Source organism: Marinomonas pontica (genome assembly GCF_036322735.1).
GTDB lineage: Bacteria > Pseudomonadota > Gammaproteobacteria > Pseudomonadales > Marinomonadaceae > Marinomonas > Marinomonas pontica.
In genome coordinates, this window is the sequence record NZ_AP027271.1 from 2456630 (window position 1) to 2474515 (window position 17886).

At 43.9% G+C, this 17886-nt stretch carries 18 protein-coding genes and 1 tRNA gene; 3 read left to right on the forward strand and 16 right to left on the reverse strand.

Annotation, left to right across the window (positions count from 1 at the left end; genetic code table 11):
- Positions 1–9: 9 nt before the first annotated feature.
- The 6 genes from AABA11_RS11510 to uvrB all read right to left on the reverse strand — a co-directional run bounded on the left by AABA11_RS11510 (position 10) and on the right by uvrB (position 6054).
- On the reverse strand, positions 10–1563 hold the full coding sequence (locus tag AABA11_RS11510; RefSeq protein ID WP_338268066.1) for an efflux RND transporter periplasmic adaptor subunit: 1554 nt from the start codon (positions 1561–1563) through the stop codon (positions 10–12).
- Positions 1560–2933 carry a TolC family protein gene (locus AABA11_RS11515; RefSeq protein ID WP_338268069.1) on the reverse strand — a complete coding sequence of 458 codons (1374 nt, stop codon included), beginning with the start codon at positions 2931–2933 and terminating at the stop codon, positions 1560–1562. The genes AABA11_RS11510 and AABA11_RS11515 overlap by 4 nt, the downstream gene beginning before the upstream one ends.
- Positions 2934–3003: 70 nt before the next feature.
- The gene (locus AABA11_RS11520) at positions 3004–3423 is read right to left on the reverse strand and encodes a hypothetical protein (protein WP_338268070.1); all 420 of its coding nucleotides are present in this window, start codon (positions 3421–3423) and stop codon (positions 3004–3006) included.
- A gap of 223 nt (positions 3424–3646) precedes the next feature.
- Positions 3647–3723: transfer RNA gene (locus AABA11_RS11525), tRNA-Val, on the reverse strand.
- Positions 3724–3805: 82 nt separating this feature from the next.
- Positions 3806–3994 carry a hypothetical protein gene (locus tag AABA11_RS11530; protein WP_265729552.1) on the reverse strand — a complete coding sequence of 63 codons (189 nt, stop codon included), beginning with the start codon at positions 3992–3994 and terminating at the stop codon, positions 3806–3808.
- 32 nt (positions 3995–4026) lie between these two features.
- The gene (uvrB, locus tag AABA11_RS11535) at positions 4027–6054 is read right to left on the reverse strand and encodes an excinuclease ABC subunit UvrB (protein ID WP_338268073.1); all 2028 of its coding nucleotides are present in this window, start codon (positions 6052–6054) and stop codon (positions 4027–4029) included.
- 247 nt (positions 6055–6301) lie between these two features.
- On the opposite strand from uvrB, the gene AABA11_RS11540 reads away from it, so the two are divergent.
- Positions 6302–8029, forward strand: coding sequence for a SulP family inorganic anion transporter (locus tag AABA11_RS11540; protein ID WP_338268074.1), 1728 nt, complete (start codon positions 6302–6304; stop codon positions 8027–8029).
- A 31-nt stretch (positions 8030–8060) separates the two neighbouring features.
- Here the strand turns inward: AABA11_RS11540 and AABA11_RS11545 are convergent, their stop codons facing one another.
- The 5 genes from AABA11_RS11545 to ihfB all read right to left on the reverse strand — a co-directional run bounded on the left by AABA11_RS11545 (position 8061) and on the right by ihfB (position 11172).
- Positions 8061–8372 carry a ComEA family DNA-binding protein gene (locus AABA11_RS11545; protein ID WP_338268075.1) on the reverse strand — a complete coding sequence of 104 codons (312 nt, stop codon included), beginning with the start codon at positions 8370–8372 and terminating at the stop codon, positions 8061–8063.
- A gap of 147 nt (positions 8373–8519) precedes the next feature.
- Complete coding sequence (gene pyrF, locus AABA11_RS11550) at positions 8520–9227, reverse strand: orotidine-5'-phosphate decarboxylase (RefSeq protein ID WP_265729548.1); 708 nt, start codon at positions 9225–9227, stop codon at positions 8520–8522.
- A 57-nt stretch (positions 9228–9284) separates the two neighbouring features.
- Entirely contained in the window at positions 9285–10454 is a 1170-nt protein-coding gene (gene lapB, locus AABA11_RS11555; protein WP_338269678.1) for a lipopolysaccharide assembly protein LapB, read from the reverse strand.
- A 14-nt stretch (positions 10455–10468) separates the two neighbouring features.
- Complete coding sequence (locus tag AABA11_RS11560) at positions 10469–10792, reverse strand: LapA family protein (protein WP_265729547.1); 324 nt, start codon at positions 10790–10792, stop codon at positions 10469–10471.
- A gap of 74 nt (positions 10793–10866) precedes the next feature.
- Entirely contained in the window at positions 10867–11172 is a 306-nt protein-coding gene (gene ihfB / locus AABA11_RS11565; RefSeq protein WP_265729546.1) for an integration host factor subunit beta, read from the reverse strand.
- Positions 11173–11380: 208 nt separating this feature from the next.
- On the opposite strand from ihfB, the gene ppa reads away from it, so the two are divergent.
- On the forward strand, positions 11381–11911 hold the full coding sequence (gene ppa, locus AABA11_RS11570; protein ID WP_338268078.1) for an inorganic diphosphatase: 531 nt from the start codon (positions 11381–11383) through the stop codon (positions 11909–11911).
- 79 nt (positions 11912–11990) lie between these two features.
- On the opposite strand, the gene trxB is transcribed toward ppa, so the two are convergent.
- Positions 11991–12944 carry a thioredoxin-disulfide reductase gene (gene trxB, locus AABA11_RS11575; protein WP_338268079.1) on the reverse strand — a complete coding sequence of 318 codons (954 nt, stop codon included), beginning with the start codon at positions 12942–12944 and terminating at the stop codon, positions 11991–11993.
- Between the two features lie 128 nt (positions 12945–13072).
- Positions 13073–13843, reverse strand: a complete 771-nt coding sequence (locus AABA11_RS11580; RefSeq protein WP_338268082.1) for a HesA/MoeB/ThiF family protein — start codon at positions 13841–13843, stop codon at positions 13073–13075.
- Positions 13844–13931: 88 nt separating this feature from the next.
- On the opposite strand from AABA11_RS11580, the gene AABA11_RS11585 reads away from it, so the two are divergent.
- The gene (locus AABA11_RS11585; RefSeq protein ID WP_265729543.1) at positions 13932–15230 is read left to right on the forward strand and encodes an inosine/guanosine kinase; all 1299 of its coding nucleotides are present in this window, start codon (positions 13932–13934) and stop codon (positions 15228–15230) included.
- Between the two features lie 109 nt (positions 15231–15339).
- Here AABA11_RS11585 and AABA11_RS11590 read toward each other — a convergent pair whose 3' ends face one another.
- From AABA11_RS11590 to AABA11_RS11600, 3 genes are all read right to left on the reverse strand, one after another.
- Complete coding sequence (locus tag AABA11_RS11590; protein WP_265729542.1) at positions 15340–15849, reverse strand: chemotaxis protein CheW; 510 nt, start codon at positions 15847–15849, stop codon at positions 15340–15342.
- A 105-nt stretch (positions 15850–15954) separates the two neighbouring features.
- Positions 15955–16824 (reverse strand): Tim44 domain-containing protein, encoded by an 870-nt coding sequence (locus AABA11_RS11595; RefSeq protein WP_338268088.1) that lies wholly within the window; start codon positions 16822–16824, stop codon positions 15955–15957.
- A gap of 11 nt (positions 16825–16835) precedes the next feature.
- Positions 16836–17843: a tryptophan--tRNA ligase gene (locus AABA11_RS11600; RefSeq protein ID WP_338268090.1), complete on the reverse strand. Its 1008-nt coding sequence runs from the start codon at positions 17841–17843 to the stop codon at positions 16836–16838.
- Between the last annotated feature and the right edge of the window lie 43 nt (positions 17844–17886).

Genomic DNA, 17886 nt, shown 5'->3' on the forward strand with positions numbered 1-17886 from the left:
GATATTCCCCTACTCCGTGTCAGCGTCAAAATAGTCAGTGACCATGAATTTCACACTGCTTTCCCGCGTAATCTCAAGCTGAATATCTCTACCAATTGGCAATTCATCCAGCGTCAACCAATCAGCTAACTCAAAGTCCATCGTCATCTTTGGCCATTTCCAATCAGTAATAGCATCATGATTCACATTCACCATCCGCGTTGTCGCATCAATACGATTAATGCGTGCGGCTACCCAAACATTGTTAGCAGGTTCTGCTACTGACATTTCATTGCCAGACATTGACGTGTTAGTCATTTCAGTGCCACTGGCAGGCATTGACGTCTGCTCACTGTCTATATTCATGCGTTTGAAATCCGAGCTTTTGCTGGATTCAGAGTCCAACAAAAACTGCGCCGATGTCACGACCTCATCACCCAACACCAAGCCATCTAAAATTTCCACGTAGTCATCGCCGAACGCGCCGGTTTCAACGGCAATCGATTTATAACGCCCTTCACCCAATGCCAGTACCACGCGGTTTTGCTCGCCGCCACGAATTAAAGCTTCTTTTGGAATCAAGCGTTTTTTACCTGGCTCGGTGGTTTCAATACGAACATGGGCAAACATATCTGGCTTCAGAAGTTGCTCGGGGTTATCTAAACGAATGCGAACACGCAAAGTGCGATTTTTGGCATTTAGAGTCGGATAAATAAAATCCACGTTACTGCTGAAAGTTTTCCCCGGTAGGAAATCCATAACAGCCTCAACCGGTTGCCCCACCGCGACAAGATGCGCTTGGCGCTCAAACACTTCGGCATCCAACCACACCTCACTCAAATCCGCGATCGACATCAAAGTTGTGCCTGGCTTAATATAGAAACCATCTTGAATTCCAAGGTTGTCAATAACGCCGCTTTGTGGCGCAAAAAATCGCACTGTTTGAGACACTTTGCGCTTTGTCTTTAACGCTTGGATAAAACTGCTCGACACTTGCAGAGCTTTTAGCCTTTCTTCACCCGCGTTGATCATGCGCTGGTCTTTGCGCGCTAACGCAAAGACAAATTCTTCCTGCGCATTCACTAAGGTTGGTGAATACAAATCGAACAAAGGCTGACCTTTTTCAACTGAATCACCATTGAATTTAATAAAGCTCTTTTCGATCCAACCTTCGACACGAGGGTGAATATGAACAATCTTGTCTTCGTTGTAAGCCAAATAGCCCACAGTACGAATGTCTGGTTTCAGCACGCCTTCAAACACTTTTTCTGTTCTCACACCAAGGTTATTAACCACTTCAGGCGAGATGCTTACAGTACCAGCGCCCTGATTATTGGAACCTTGGTCATCACCATAAAAAGGGATTAAATCCATTCCCATAGGAGATTGACCCGGCTTGTCACGACGGTAATTTGGGTCCATTGGCGCCACCCAATATAAAGGTGCTTTTTCATCTTTCGTGACTGATGCACCAGCATTCATTTCCCCGTTCATAGCATTAAATGCTTGAAGACCAAAGTGATAACCCGTAGCCGAAAGAACGCCACCTAGTACAAATACACCGATATACCCGATTACTTTCATTTGAGTTTCACCTCTTCACTTTGTGCCATTACATAATCCAATTCGGCTAAGCGCTTGAAGCGCTCGATACGAATATTTAATAATTCAATATGTGCATTTAATGTATCGATGCGCGCCTGAACCACATCCGAGAAAACACCATCATTGCTGGTATAAGCATTCAACATGGCTTGCGCACTTTCTCTGTAACTAGGAAGTAACTTGGTTTGATACAGACGAATTCGTTGATCTAGCAAGTTAATATCAGATGTCAGAACACGATATTTCGCCATGAGTTCATTCAGCACAAGCTGCTTTTCAGAAAGAAAAGACTCGACTTGTAAGGTCGCGGCTTTCACCTGAGCATCCTGTCGACTAGACGAAAAGATTGGCACGCTGACACTCACCGCAATCGACGCCAGATCGGCTCGATCTTTGCCGCTTAGATCATCGCCGCGATAACCGTAACCCAAGGTAACGCCCCATTCTGGTTTGTACTTTTGCTCGGCAATCGATTTATCTATCTGCGCGGTATTGGATTGAACATCGACAATGCGAACCAACGGATGCTGGCTCAGACGAGCCGCCAAGGAATTTGGTGGAAGAATACTAGACGGGGTTACCATAATGGGTTCACCCGTTGTTTTCAGAGTGATTGCTTGATCAGCTGTGTTCTGATCAACCATGGTCGGAAGAATATATTGGGACAATTTTTTCAGTGCATTTTCTTTCGCTTGACGAAGCTGAGTTAGACGATGATCTAACTTAATCAACTCCAGTTCAGAACGCACTAAATCTTGCTGTTTGGCTCGCCCGTACGCCGAGCTATAACTGCTTTCCACTACCTCATGAAGTTGTTCGAACAAGGTTCTATTTTGCTTCACGAGCTTGATGCTCTCTTCGTAACTGTATACCGTTAGCCAAAGATTCGATACCTCCATTGCTAACATCGCGCGACGATTATCTCGCATCAAGGGCATTTGATCGCCTTGCGCGGCGTACTTTTCCCCTGTTAAACGTAAGGTATCGCCAGCTGGAAACATCTGCGATACCGACACGTTAAATTGCGTCATCGCTTCTTGGTTAAAATCAAAGCTGTCGGTTGGCATATTCAATAAACCAACATTGATTTTTGGATCCGGCAACGCCGTCATACCTTGGCTTAAAGCGCGAATAGCATTCTCTTTCTGCTGGCTGGAAATCAACCAGTCATCTTGGGAGACGGCTTTTTCCACCGCTTGTTGCAGGCTTAATACTTCTGCGCTCGCAACAAGTGGCAGTAACGAAAATAGGAAAACGGAGGCAATACGATGCGTTTTACCGATTAAAAATCGACGGCAATAGACACTCTGTAATACATGACAGAATGCCAAAAAATTGTGTTTGGCCATTGGCTCGACTACTCATTTTTAAATTCATAAAATCTCAACGCGAATGAAAGCGATGAGTGAAACAGCGAATTTAAGAAATGACTATAGGGGGGAAGTAAGGCGTATTTGGATGGGTAGAAACGTAGAATTCAGACGACAGAGTCGTGTGAACAGAGGAAATATTGTCGGAATAAGAATGGTAACTGACCAGTAAGCCTGAAAAGCTACTACAATGATTGTCCATACAATTTTGGTGATTATGCTCTGATGTCAGACTGGAACATTCATCCGCCGAGGTTGAGGCACAAGAGTAAACTTCTTCAGAAGACATATGATGAACTGATAAATCAGACATGGTATGCGCTTCCATAGACATCATATTCGAGGAAGGCGACATCATACTGTTCGTTGCCATTGCCATCGAAAATAACGATAGCACAAACAGCAACAAACACACGAAACCGTGTTTTCTCGCTGATATGCTGATGTTATTTAAAACAAATGATGGCATTTATAAAACTCTCTGCTACTAATCAATAAACTATATGCAAGTAAAAAGCGTAAAGCAACTCAAACTTAAATTTTGATAATCATCATTTCAGGGAGGGGGTGCAGTGGAGAATCATTTTTTGGTAGCTATTTAGGCGGAAAGAAATAGAGCAAACTTTATAGTTTGCATATACAAAAAAGCCCCGACGCCGTGAATGATCACTAACTGTCGAGGCCTTATAATTTGGTAGGACTAAGCAGATTCGAACTGCTGACCTCATCCATGTCAAGGATGCGCTCTAACCAACTGAGCTATAGTCCTAAAAAGTGTTGGCTATTATACGCAGAGGTTTGGTTTTGACAAGCCCTCGTTGGTATTTTTTAAAGTCTTTGTTTTCACACCATTATTCGTTAACTGGAACGAGCAATTCATGGCCAATCACTTCGTCTATTAAACCATACGGCACTTTGTATTTTTTACCTTTAAACTTAACGAGCGCATAGTCATAGCACATTTCGATGACGGTGCAATTCACTATCACGCCGTTGTCGATAACGCGGACTATATTGTAATTCCGTAAAGTGATGGCCATTTTAGGCTCCTTTTTGTTTTTGAACCTAAGGCCTAGGACTCTCCAACGTCTTTTAATTTTTTCTGTAGTTGGCGAATCTGATCACGATAACCCGCCGCAAGTTCAAATTTCAGTTCTTCAGAAGCTTGAATCATTTCTTTTTGCAGTTGAATCATGGCTTTACGTACTTGTGCCACGTCTTCCATGCTTTCCACTTGGTAATCTTTGGCGGTCTCGGCGACTTTTTTCGCCTTGCTGCCACGCTTGCCAGCGCCTGGGTTGTACGCGCCTTCCATGATGTCTTCAACGGATTTGGTAATGCCTGTTGGCGTAATACCATGTTCTTCGTTGTAGGCTTTTTGTTTTTCACGGCGACGATCAGTTTCACTTATTGCACGCTCCATGGAACCGGTAATTCGGTCTGCGTATAAAATAGCTTTACCGTTTACGTTACGCGCCGCACGACCAATGGTCTGGATGAGGGATTTTTCAGACCGCAAAAAGCCTTCTTTGTCCGCATCGAGAATCGCAACCAAGCTCACTTCAGGAATGTCTAAACCTTCCCGTAATAAGTTGATCCCGACCAAGACATCAAACTCACCCAAGCGTAAATCACGAATGATCTCGACGCGCTCAACCGTATCAATATCGGAATGCAGATAGCGCACACGAATACCATGTTCACTCAAATAGTCACTCAAGTCTTCTGCCATACGCTTTGTCAGCGTTGTCACGAGCACACGTTCCCCAATGGGAACTCTCAGATTGATTTCTGACAATAAGTCATCCACTTGAGTGGCCACAGGTCGAACTTCTAGAATCGGATCGATCAAGCCTGTCGGACGGACGATTTGCTCCACTACCCAGTCTTGGTGCTCTTCTTCGTATTTACCCGGTGTGGCGGAAACGAAGATAGTTTGAGGCTTAATTTGTTCCCATTCTTCAAAGCGCATTGGACGATTATCAAGAGCCGAGGGCAAGCGGAAGCCATATTCCACTAAGTTCTCTTTACGAGACCGATCACCTTTATACATGGCGCCAATTTGCGACACAGTCACGTGAGATTCGTCGATCACCAACAATGCGTTAGGCGGCAGATAATCAAATAGCGTCGGCGGCGGTGAGCCTTCTTCACGACCGGACAAATAGCGAGAGTAGTTTTCAATCCCTGAGCAATAACCTAGCTCTTGCATCATTTCCAAATCGTATCGCGTTCTTTGATCAAGACGCTGCAATTCGACAAGTTTATTAAGGGATTTTAATTGCTCAAGTCGCTGGTCTAATTCCACCTTGATACGGTCAATTGCCCCTTCGATTGTTTCTCGTGGTGTGACGTAATGCGTCTTTGGGTATATGGTCACACGGGGCACTTTTCGCAATGTTTTATTGGTTAACGGATCAATCATCGATAAGTTTTCGACTTCATCATCAAACAATTCGATACGAATAGCCGTGTCTTCAGAGTCTGCAGGAAACACCTCTATAACGTCGCCGCGAACACGAAAATTACCGCGCTCCAATACCAAATCATTGCGGCTGTATTGCAGTTCAGCCAAACGACGCAGGACATCTCGTTGGTCTATTTTGTCACCGCGATCAAGGTGCAGCATCATTTTTAAATACGACTGAGGATCACCCAAACCGTATATCGCGGAGACGGTAGCAACAATAATAACGTCGTCGCGTTCCAGTAAGGCTTTGGTCGCAGACAACCGCATTTGCTCTATGTGTTCGTTGACCGAGGCGTCTTTTTCAATAAAGGTATCGGACGCAGCCACATAGGCTTCAGGTTGGTAATAGTCGTAGTAGGAAACAAAATACTCTACAGCGTTATGAGGGAAAAACTCTTTAAATTCGCCATATAACTGTGCTGCCAAGGTTTTGTTGTGCGCCATGACAATGGTTGGGCGTTTCACTTGCGAGATAACATTCGCAATGGTGTAGGTTTTACCCGACCCCGTCACCCCAAGCAGGGTTTGATGAGCCAAGCCAGCTTCCACCCCTCGAACCAATTTTTCAATGGCTTTAGGCTGGTCACCCGCAGGCGAATAAGATGAAACAACTTGAAACTCTTGCGACACAATTTTTTCCCTAGGCTTTACTATCGACCCCGTAGATTAACAAATTTTTTATTTAGCGTCTGATGTTTCCTCTCATATTCTTGCCCCATTGAGACAAAAAAAGACTCAAAAAAGAAAACACCCCAGATTCGACTTTACCAACCAAGTCACGCTATATAACATAAGGGGATATACTTATACCTAATAATTCAAAACGCTTATTTGTCTTTTAGGTGGCCTTTTTTCGTATCTATCCTGAGCATGCTTCATGAACAAGCTTGAAAAATACTTGCCAGCTTCGGCATGGATCAAAGAGTATTCACGATCTAAACTGCAAGCAGATACCATGGCCAGTTTTATCGCCACTATTCTGCTGATTCCACAGAGTATGGGGTATGCCTTATTAGCGGGGCTGCCTGCTGTCGTTGGTTTGTACGCGGGCATCATTCCTTCTATTTTATATTCTTTATTTGGCACCAGTCGCACTCTGGCTGTAGGGCCTGTCGCCGTTACCTCCATGATGACAGCCACTATTCTAGCGCCCTTTACAGTATCTAGCAGCGATCATTATGCCGCTATCGCTATCATGTTAGCGTTTTTATCCGGTGTTTTTTTGATACTGATGAGTCTGCTAAAAATGGGATTTTTGTCCAACTTATTAAGTCATCCGGTTATTTCTGGTTTTATCAGCGCTTCTGCTATTTTGATCGCCGTTGGGCAATTCAAACATTTAATTGGGGTACAAGCCCAAGGTAATAATCTTATTGAGTTGGGGCAAAGCATGATGCGGCATATTGAAGACATCAATATGCCGACTGTTATTTTAAGCATCATTTCCGTGCTTTCCTTAGTCCTTCTCAAACGCCACCTAACCACTACCCTAAGCAAGCTTGGATTATCGGAAAACACCGCCAATATGTTGGGTAAATCTGGGCCTGTCATCGTCGTGGTTGCTACTACCAGCTGCGTTGCTGCTTTTTCTTTAGACTCATTAGGCATCAAAATTGTCGGTAGTATTAACAACCATTTACCTACTATTCCTGTTGAATATTTCACGCTTGATACACTAATAGACCTGTTACCGGGCGCATTTTTAATCAGCATCGTTGGCTTTGTCGGCTCGGTTTCTGTTGCTCAGTCCTTTGCTGCAAAACGCAAGCAAAGCATCAACCCGAACCAAGAGCTTGTTGGGTTAGGATTAGCAAATTTAGGTGCCGCGTTTAGTGGTTCTTTTCCTGTGACAGGCGGATTCTCTCGCTCCGTGGTCAATGTCAGTGCTGGAGCAACAACGCCTATGACAGGAATATTAACAGGGCTACTCATGCTTTTTACGCTGCTGTTTTTAACGCCATTGTTTTATTACCTGCCCACTGCCGTGTTGGCAAGCTGCATTGTCACGTCAATCCTTCAACTAATTGATTTTAAGGACTTTACTCGGCTTTACCGATTTTCTAAACAAGAAGCATTGGGTCTGTTGGCCACATTTTTTGTGGTGCTGTTTATCAGCATGGAAACTGGCATCATTGTTGGTGTCTCGTTGTCATTGTTGTTCTTTCTATGGCACACCAGCCACCCACACATTGCCGTGGTTGGTCGACTGCCGGGGACAGAACATTTTCGTAACGTAAAACGCTTTGATGTGGAAACAACGCCTAATATTATGACAGTTCGTATTGATGAAAATTTGTTCTTTGCGAATGCCAGAGTACTGGAAGACTATGTCTTAACCCTCGTCTCTCAACACAAGAACACAAGACATTTAATTCTGATGTGTAACGCGGTAAACATGATTGACGCGAGTGCATTAGCGAGTTTAGAAGCCATTGATGACAGATTAAAATCCGCAGGGATTACATTGCATTTGTCAGAAATCAAAGGCCCCGTAATGGACAAATTGAAAGGCTCTAGCCTGATCGAGAACCTCAGCGGCAAGATATTCTTCACACAACATCAGGCAATAAACACGCTAACGGAACACCAAACCGAGCCTTCTTAGCTTGAGCTTGGTGCTCCTTAATAATTGCCGTTTACGGTGTTTGAGTAGCCTCTTCAACGACACGAATGAGCGCTTTGTTGCGAGTTAAAAGCCCCTCACCTATTCCTTTCACACTAGACAACTGATCGACACTTTCAAAACGGCCATTGGCTTCACGGTAGGCAACGATGGCTTCTGCTTTTTTCATACCCACACCAGACATCACAGCAGAAAACTGCGCCGCTGTAGCGGTATTAATGTCCAAGGGGGTCGCGGCAAACACGGAGAGCGGCATAAAAGCCAAAGAAACAACAAGAAGTGAACGAGCAATACAAACGCGAAAAATACGATTTACATTCGTCATAGAAACATCCTTTTTAAACTCTTTAAAAACGCAAAGACGGCATCATGCCAATAAAAAACCACTTTCCAAATCAACAATACAGTAGAAGTAGAAAGTGGTTTTAGAGTAAAAGCTTTTTTAACAAACTGCAACAGTCGACAGTGTGAATTAAACCGCCACACCCAACTCTGCATTTGCTTGAGTCAGCACAGCAATGGGATCTTGCGCTTGTGTAATGGGGCGACCTATTACCAGATAATGACTGCCTGCGGCCATGGCTTCAGCTGGTGTCATAATACGTTTTTGATCTCCCTGGTCCGAACCCGCAGGTCGAATTCCCGGAGTCACCAAGACAAAGTCTTTGCCCAAATCCGCAGACAACATACTGGACTCTTGAGCAGAACACACCACACCGTCCATACCGGAAGATTTAGCCAATGCAGCAAGACGCTTAACATGCTGCTCAGGCGTTGCGTCGATACCGATTTCAATAAGATCCGTTTGATCCATGCTGGTCAATACGGTAACGGCAATCAACAAGGTGTTGTGGTCCGTCAATTTTTGCAACGCATTCGCCGAGGCTTCCATCATCCGACGTCCACCTGAGGCATGAACATTCACCATCCACACGCCCGCTTTGGCCGCCACACTCACCGCATTTGCCACGGTATTGGGAATATCATGAAATTTTAAATCAAGAAATACATCAAAATCTAATTTATGCAGTTCATCCAAAATGGCAGGACCCGATGTGGTAAACAGCTCTTTACCGACTTTGACTCGACACTGTTTTGGGTCAAGTCGTTTCGCCATCTCAATGGATTGCGCCATGGTTGGGTAATCTAGGGCAACCACTATAGGGGATTGGCAGCTCATTCAGTGTCCTCTTTCTTCAGTTTCTATCAATAATATGTTCGTATTGGCTGGATGGAGTTATTCACCTTCCAAACCATGAATCGGCTTAACAACACCCCAATTTTTACAACTCGGGCACTGCCAATGTAATTGGTGACCAGGAAAGCCGCATTGACGGCATTGGTATTTGGGTTTGACTTGAACCAGTTGATCTATGAGTTCAAACAAAACCACTAAATGCTGCTGGTTATATCCTTGGGAATCGGCAAGTTGCAAACTGATCAACTCTTTAAATCCCTTTATAGTCGGATGCAATCTCAGCTGCTCAACCAGGAACATCTCCGCATAATCTTTATCGGTTTCCATATAATGCTGAACCAGCGCCATAATCAGAGCCGTTGACGGCTTTTTCTGGTTCTGTTCCTGCAAAAATTTGATATAACCGCCGCTCCCCCATATTTTTTGGTAACAGGCTTTTAACTGGGGGATGATAATGGAGATAAACTCTGGGTCTTGCTCTACCGCATGTTTCAATTCTTTAATAGCATCGCGGTAACGGCCTTGATGGTTCAACACATCAGCAGCACCAATACTGGCCCGTATACAGCTAGAATCGACGTCTAATGCCTGTTTGTAATGCTGAAAAGCCGATTTCCAATGCTCTTTTTTTTGCATTTCTTGCGCCATCTCACAATGAAAATGCGCTAGCCGCTTTATTTCTTTCTTACTCGGTGTTTCTTTAATCAACTCAGAGCCAATCTGAATCGCTTTATCCCAACTTTGTTCAAACTCATAAAGATCTACAAGCAACGCCAATATTTTCGGCTGAAATTCCGTTTTACGAGATGTCGAAGCCATGTTTAGCAACAAACGGCCAGCACGATCCAACAGACCTGCCGACATAAAATCACTTGCCAACTCCAGCTGCACCATACGCATTTCACGTTGTGATATTTCTGGACGAGCCAGTAAGCTTTGATGAATATTAATCGCCTTCTGAATTTCACCCTTTTTACGGAATAAATTGCCTAAGGTAAGGTGAATATCAAAGGTGTCAGAATTGACTTCTAATGAATCAACAAATGTGTCGATTGCTTCGGAGTGTTGGTCATTGAGTAAATGATTAAGACCACGAAAGTAGTCCGTTGGAATGCTTTTTTTGACTGATTTATTTTTTTTGGTCGGGCTTTTTCGGCCCATTGCCCAGCCAACAAAGAGGGCGACAAACAGAACCAAAAACAATCCCATTTCAGTCAACTCGATTACTCCTTCCCTACAGAAAGCTCTTTCGTAATAGAGGCTTTACGTAGTGCGTCGACTTCGTCACGGGCTTTTTCATATCGTCTCGTCAATACTCTGATCTGTCGTTCACTGCGCAAATACGCAACAGAACTTACCAAAAGAGCCACACAAGCCCCCACTGTAAAAGACAAGATAATATATAAGGCGACACTGAGTTCTGGCCCTTGCCAAAAGACAAGATCAAGAGGAATAAGTTGCGGATTACGGATGGCAAAAAACACACCAACGGCGAGAAAAAAAGTAACAAGAACGATGTAAATAACTCTCTTCAGCCATTTAAGCATAAAACAACCTACCAACATTAGAATGGCGATATTATGCCGTGATAGCTCAAGAATTTCGAGGCATAAGATGTAAATTAGTTAAGTTCATTAATCTCATCATCAGGCAAATTAACCAACTCACGCAACTCTTTACCTGGTTTAAAATGCGGCACGTATTTCGCACTTAGATCAACAGATTCACCTGTTTTAGGGTTTCTGCCAATTCTTGGCGCTCGATAATGCAGAGAAAAACTCCCAAAGCCTCTTATCTCAATGCGTTCACCATTCGCTAAAGAATCAGACATATGTTCTAGCATTGCCTTAATAGCTTGCTCTACATCTTTCACTGGCAAATGGGATTGCTGATCGATTAGCAGCTCTATCAGCTCAGATTTTGTCATTACTGTCCTCGCGACTATAATTTGATCACAGTGTAAGACTAGCTAAATTCAGAAAGAAAGCAATAAGTTAACGTATTTTAAGGCCGTTTTTACTTATTTTATTCCATGGAAATAGAGAATATTACGAATGGACTGCTTCCACAACTAGCATAGAAGCACTCTAGCTTTTATAATATCGCCAATATTTACCACATTGGAAGAAATTATAATGAGCTATCACAATATCCCTGCGGGCAAAGATGCGCCAAATGACATCAACGTAATCATCGAAATTCCAGCTCAAGCGAACCCAGTAAAATACGAAGTTGACCATGATATGGACGCGCTTGTTGTTGACCGTTTTATGACTGCGCCAATGTTTTACCCTGCTAACTACGGCTACGTAAACAACACGTTGGCAGACGATGGGGACCCAGTTGACGTATTGGTTATTACACCGTACCCAGTGGTTCCAGGTTCCGTCATTCGCTGCCGTCCTGTTGGCGTATTAAACATGTCTGACGAAGCTGGCATGGACGCAAAATTGGTTGCCGTTCCTCACGAAAAACTAAGCAAAGAATACGGTCACATCCAAGACGTGAACGACATTCCACAATTGCTACGTGATCAGATCGAACATTTCTTCGAAAACTACAAAACCCTTGAAAAAGGCAAGTGGGTAAAAGTAGAAGGTTGGGCGAACGCCGAAGAAGCGAAAAAAGCCATCGTTGAAGGTGTAGAAGCATACAACGCTCAGTAATTCGTTTATTCTAAACGCTTTATTGTAGGCATAAAAAAACCGATCCTGAGATCGGTTTTTTTGTTTAGAACCTTTGACCTTAGTCTTGAGAATCTAAGAAACGTTCTGCATCCAACGCAGCCATGCAACCCGTTCCAGCAGAAGTGATTGCTTGACGATAAATGTGATCAGACACATCACCCGCTGCAAACACGCCTTCGATGCTTGTTTGAGTCGCGTTTCCGTGTGAACCAGATTGAACTTTCAAATAGCCATCGTTCATCTCTAATTGACCTTGGAAAATGTCTGTATTTGGCTTGTGACCGATCGCCACAAACAACCCTGCAACTGCGATTTCTTTCATTTCGCCAGTTTGGTTGTTTTTAATTCGCACACCTGTCACACCAGCATCATCGCCCAACACTTCATCCAGTTCAGAATGCCATTCAATTTTTACATTGCCATTTTTGGCTTTTTCTAACAACTTATCAGACAGAATTTTTTCTGAGCGAAATTTATCTCGACGGTGAATGACGGTCACTGTTTTCGCGATGTTAGCAAGGTAAAGAGCTTCTTCAACAGCTGTGTTACCACCACCAATAACGGCTACATCTTGGTTACGGTAGAAAAAGCCATCACAAGTCGCACAAGCCGATACGCCCTGCCCCATGAATTTGGCTTCACTTTCCATACCAAGATATTGAGCACTGGCGCCAGTTGAAATAATCAAGGCATCACAAGTATAAACACCGCTGTCACCTTCCAAACGGAAAGGGCGGTTTTGCAAATCTACTTTATTTACGTGGTCAAAAATAATTTCCGTTTCAAAACGCTCAGCATGCTTACGCATACGCTCCATTAATTCTGGACCTTGCACGCCTTGATCATCACCTGGCCAGTTATCCACTTCGGTGGTTGTGGTCAACTGACCACCCATTTGCATGCCTGTAATCATCACAGGATTAAGGTTCGCGCGAGCGGCATAAACAGCGGCCGTATAACCAGCTGGGCCAGAACCTAAAATCATTAATTTCGCGTGTTTCACATCGCTCATGTCATTGCTCCTGTAAATGAATGCTTGCCCAACACCAAAAATGGCGGGCTAAAAATACTGTGGTGAATTCTAACGAAAATTCGCTGGAATACTTAGAGAAAAATATTAATTACTAAAATAGGGACTATCTATGAGTTTTCAAGCGTCCCATTGTTTTCAATTACGCAAGCTGAACACTCTGGGTCCTGAGTTAAACGCACTTCACGCCAACTTCCCTCAAAGCCGTCAAAAAGTCTCAAAACGCCATGTTTAACCCTTCCGCAACCACTTGCTAACTTGAGCGCCTCTAGCGCTTGATACACACCTAACAAGCCAACCACAGGCGCGACAATGCCGCTTTCATTGCAACTCAACTGATGATCAGATAAAGAAGGATACAAACACTCATAACAAGGGGTCGATTCTCGGCCATACAAAAAACTGACTAACTGCCCTTCCCAACGAATCGCAGCGGCACTGACTAACGGTTTTTTTCCTGTCATACAAGCACGATTAATCGCTTGCCTAGCCGTAAAATTGTCGGTGCAATCCAACACAACATCCGCGCGCTCCACTGCGTTTAACAGACACTCACCCGTTAAATTCTGCGCAATGGTTTCAACTTGGACGAGAGCGTTCTTACTCGCAATTTGCTTCGCTGCCGCATCAACTTTATTTACGCCGATCTGGTTTTCATCATACAGAACTTGGCGCGGCAAATTACTGCTTTCTAGTTGGTCGCCATCCGCCAAAATCAGCTGCCCCACTCCGGAAGTGGCCAAATACGTAGCCGCAATGTTTCCCAAACCTCCTAAACCAATCACCAAAATTTTTGCTTGTGAGAGGTTTAACTGTCCTTGAATATCGAAATTAGGCAATAACAACTGCCGACTGTAACGATCTAACTCTGCTTCGTTCATTTTCACCTTACTTTCTTGTTAGTTATCCTGCCCGACTGGTCAATTCTTTGCTAAACTCGCTACATTATCTTTATCCACGAGCATTACTATGAAGTTTCCCGGCAGACGCAAACTCAAACACTATTTTCCTGTATCTCAACCAAAGCCCGTTCTGCCGACATCGGAAGTTCGCCCCGATAAAGATACCTACATTGTTGGCTTGGATGAAACAATTGTCGATGTGGTTGCCAATGTCTCTGATCAATTTTTGGACACCTTCAACATCCAAAAAGGCTTATCGAATCTTGTCGATGCTGACACCGCTTCCGCTATTTATAGTGAGCTCACGGCACAAAACAGCATCTCAGACCATTTTGCTGGCGGCACCATTGGCAACACGATACACAACTACTCGGTACTGGCCGATGATAAATCTGTCTTGCTTGGCGTCATGTCGGCCAACATTACTTTAGGGTCACCAGCTTACCATTATATTTGCCATACCAGCAGCAAAGTCGATATGAATCACTTACAAGGCGTTCCCGGTGACATTGGTCGTGGCATTACTTTAATTACCCCAGATGGCGAACGCACTTTTGCTATCGCCCCAGGCGATATGGACGAGTTAGACGTTGATCACATCCCAGAAAACATCATAGCTGGCGGTGCAGCATTGGTCACTTGCGCGTACCCATTACGTCACCAAGGCAAACCCATCAAACAAGCCATGCTAAAAGCCTTGGAATATGCTCATCAGCATAACGTGCCAACGGTACTAACACTGGGTACAAAGCACCTTGTAGAAGACAACCGCGAAGAATTGCTCGAACTGATTAAAAACTACGTCAATGTTTTAGCAATGAATGAATTAGAAGCGGAAGCATTAACAGGCTTTTCAGATCCTCTGCAAGCCGCCAGTGCAATTTTAGACCATGTCGACATGGTCTTACTCACCGCCGGTCCAGATGGTATGTATTTGTGCGGTCATACTGATAACGACCTAAAACGCGAAACCACCAACCCAATTAAGTCTGGCAGCTTAGCCGATTTTAACCGCTGGGAATTCAGTCGCCCAATGTTGCGCAAAGCCTGTAAACAGCCAGTAAAGGTCTTTTCTCATATTGACCCTTATATGGGTGGGCCCGAAAAAATCCGCAATACCAACGGTGCTGGTGATGGCGCATTATCGGCTTTGCTGCATGATATTTCCGCCAATCACTTTCACAAAGAAGCGATTCCAAACTCCAGCAAACATTTAGCTTCGTTTCTTGCGTATTCTTCTTTTGCGCAAATCTGTAAATATTCCAATCGTGTGAGTTATGAAATACTGGCTCAAAATGCATCACGCTTATCGAAAGGATTGCCAGAGCGAGAAGACAGCTTAGAAGAAGCGTATTGGGAAAGATAATTATCAATAACGATTTATAAACAAATCGCAGACATAAAAAAACCATGCTCAACGGCATGGTTTATTTGAATTTGCTTTAAAAAATTGGCTTTGAAAACCGTTTTCGGGCTTAGTTCATCGCTTCTATGCCAAGCGCTTCATTACGCTCAAACATACGGTTCAGCTCAAGTAAAATAACCAATTCTTCTTCTTTCTGATAAACGCCTTGAATAAACATCAAAGCTTCATCATTACCAACACTAGGGCTTTGCTCAATCTCACCTTGATACAAGTAGAATACTTCTTGAACCGCATCAACCAACAAGCCAACTTGTTCACCGTCGTGTTCAATGATGATGATTCGAGTATCGTCTGTGATCGTACACTCAGGCAAACTAAAACGCACACGAGTGTCGACAACCGTCACGACATTACCACGTAAATTAACAATGCCTAATACATAAGATGGTGCACCAGGAACCGGAGCGATTTCGCTATATCGCAACACTTCTTTAATCTGCATGACGTTAATACCATAGGTCTCGTCAATCAGTTTAAATGTCAGGTATTGCAACAACTCACCTTTCTTCGTTTCCGACAAGGCGTTACCATTTTCTTTAATAGGCGCTAATTCAGACATGGCTCACATCCATATTCAATTTAATAAGAGTAATGTAGAACTCATCACAAGCTTTGTCTAGCTTAAACAATATGTGATGAGTCTACGAGCAAAGTTAAGTAACAATTAGTTGTCTTGTTGTATACCAACTATTGTCCAGTTTGCATTGGGCTCAGACATGTTCTTTTCCAAGTGCCAAATTTCATTGGTATCGGATGTCTGATCCCCCTCTTTAATCCAGCCAGAAAACTGCAAAGAAATGGAGGCAATAGAACCAATATATTCACCACGAACCAGTTCAACCATCAAGGAAATCACTTCGGTGCGAGGCTTGTCATCACCATGTGTTGCACGTTCTGCAACCAAGAGGTTGTAAAGTTCTGGGCTAACGTAATCCAAGATCTCATCAAAATTATTGTCATCCCATGCTTTTTGCAAAGCGATGTAATGATTTTTTGCTTCTGCGACAAAAGCTTGCTCGTTAAAACCAGGTGGTAGCTTAATCTCAGGCTCAGCACCAAACCCAGTCATACCGGACATTGGAGAAGGCTGAACGCTATCACGAGTTGATTCAGGCATTTCACGGAACATACCATTTGTGCCAGCTTGCTGAGCCGCTGCTGCAGCGCGACGTTTTGGCGCGATGAAGAACTTGTAAATCAAGAAGCCAATCACAGCAAATAACAAAATATCGCCGAAAGAAATGCCATCAAATGCACCGCTTCCTAGCAAGGCCGCAAAAATACCACCCGCCAACAAGCCACCCAACAGACCACCACCTAAACCACCAAGAAATCCCGGTTTTTTAGCGCCAGCGGCAGCATTAGTTGTGTTCGCAGTCGACGGCGTCGCACTTTTAGGTTTAGAAACAGAAAAGCTTTTACCAAAACTTTTGCCACCGCCAAACTTTGATTTTGCTTGTAAATCAGCGCTATAACCACCCGCGCCGATTGCCAAAACAAACGCCATGAACATGGCAAATACGGTTGTTCTCACAAAACTCTCCTTTATTTAAAATTAACCAAACCGACGGCACTGCGTAAGTCTGATATCATGCTACGTGCACGAGCTCGCGCTTTTTCAGCCCCAGCTTGCAGAATGTCTTCTACATGAGCAGGATTGGCCATCAACTCAAGATACTTTTCACGCGGCTCACTCAGTTGACCATTCACTAGAGCAAAAAGTTCCTTCTTCGCTTCACCCCATGCAATGCCGTCTGCAAAGTTCTGACGCATCTGCGCCGTTTGTTCAGGGGTAGCAAACGCCTTATAAATATCAAACACGGTAGAATCATCTGGGTCTTTCGCTTCACCAGGTTCTAACAAGTTTGTCTTGATCTTATTAATCCCTTTTTGCAGCTTTTTCTCAGTATCAAATAATGGAATGGTATTATTGTAACTCTTACTCATCTTACGGCCGTCTAGGCCTTTCAGAATAGAACCTTCTTCACCAACAACCGCTTCAGGTAAAACGAAGTGCTCACCAAATAAATGGTTAAAACGCCCCGCTATGTCGCGCGCCATTTCGATATGCTGAATCTGGTCACGGCCAACAGGGACTTTATGTGCGTTAAACGCCAAAATATCCGCTGCCATTAATACTGGGTAACAAAACAAGCCCATAGTAATACCAAAATCCGGATCTTGATCATTGGCAAGGTTTTCATCAACGGCGCCTTTGTAAGCATGAGCGCGGTTCATCAACCCCTTAGCAGTAACACAAGTCAGTAGCCAGTTTAATTCAGCAATTTCAGGAATGTCTGATTGACGGTAAAAAGTTGCTTTATCGGTATCTAAGCCACACGCTAGCCAGGTCGCCGCAATTTCTAAACGAGACTGTTTCACACGTTCAGGATCCTGACATTTGATCAACGCATGATAGTCCGCAAGGAAGAAGTAAGATTCCGTATTGTCTTGACGGCTTGCTTCGATCGCTGGACGAATTGCTCCCACATAATTACCTAAATGCGGAGTGCCTGTGGTGGTAACACCGGTTAAAACAATTTCTTTTGCCATTGTTGTTACTCTTTCCTACTAAACTGGATGTCTAAACTGTAAA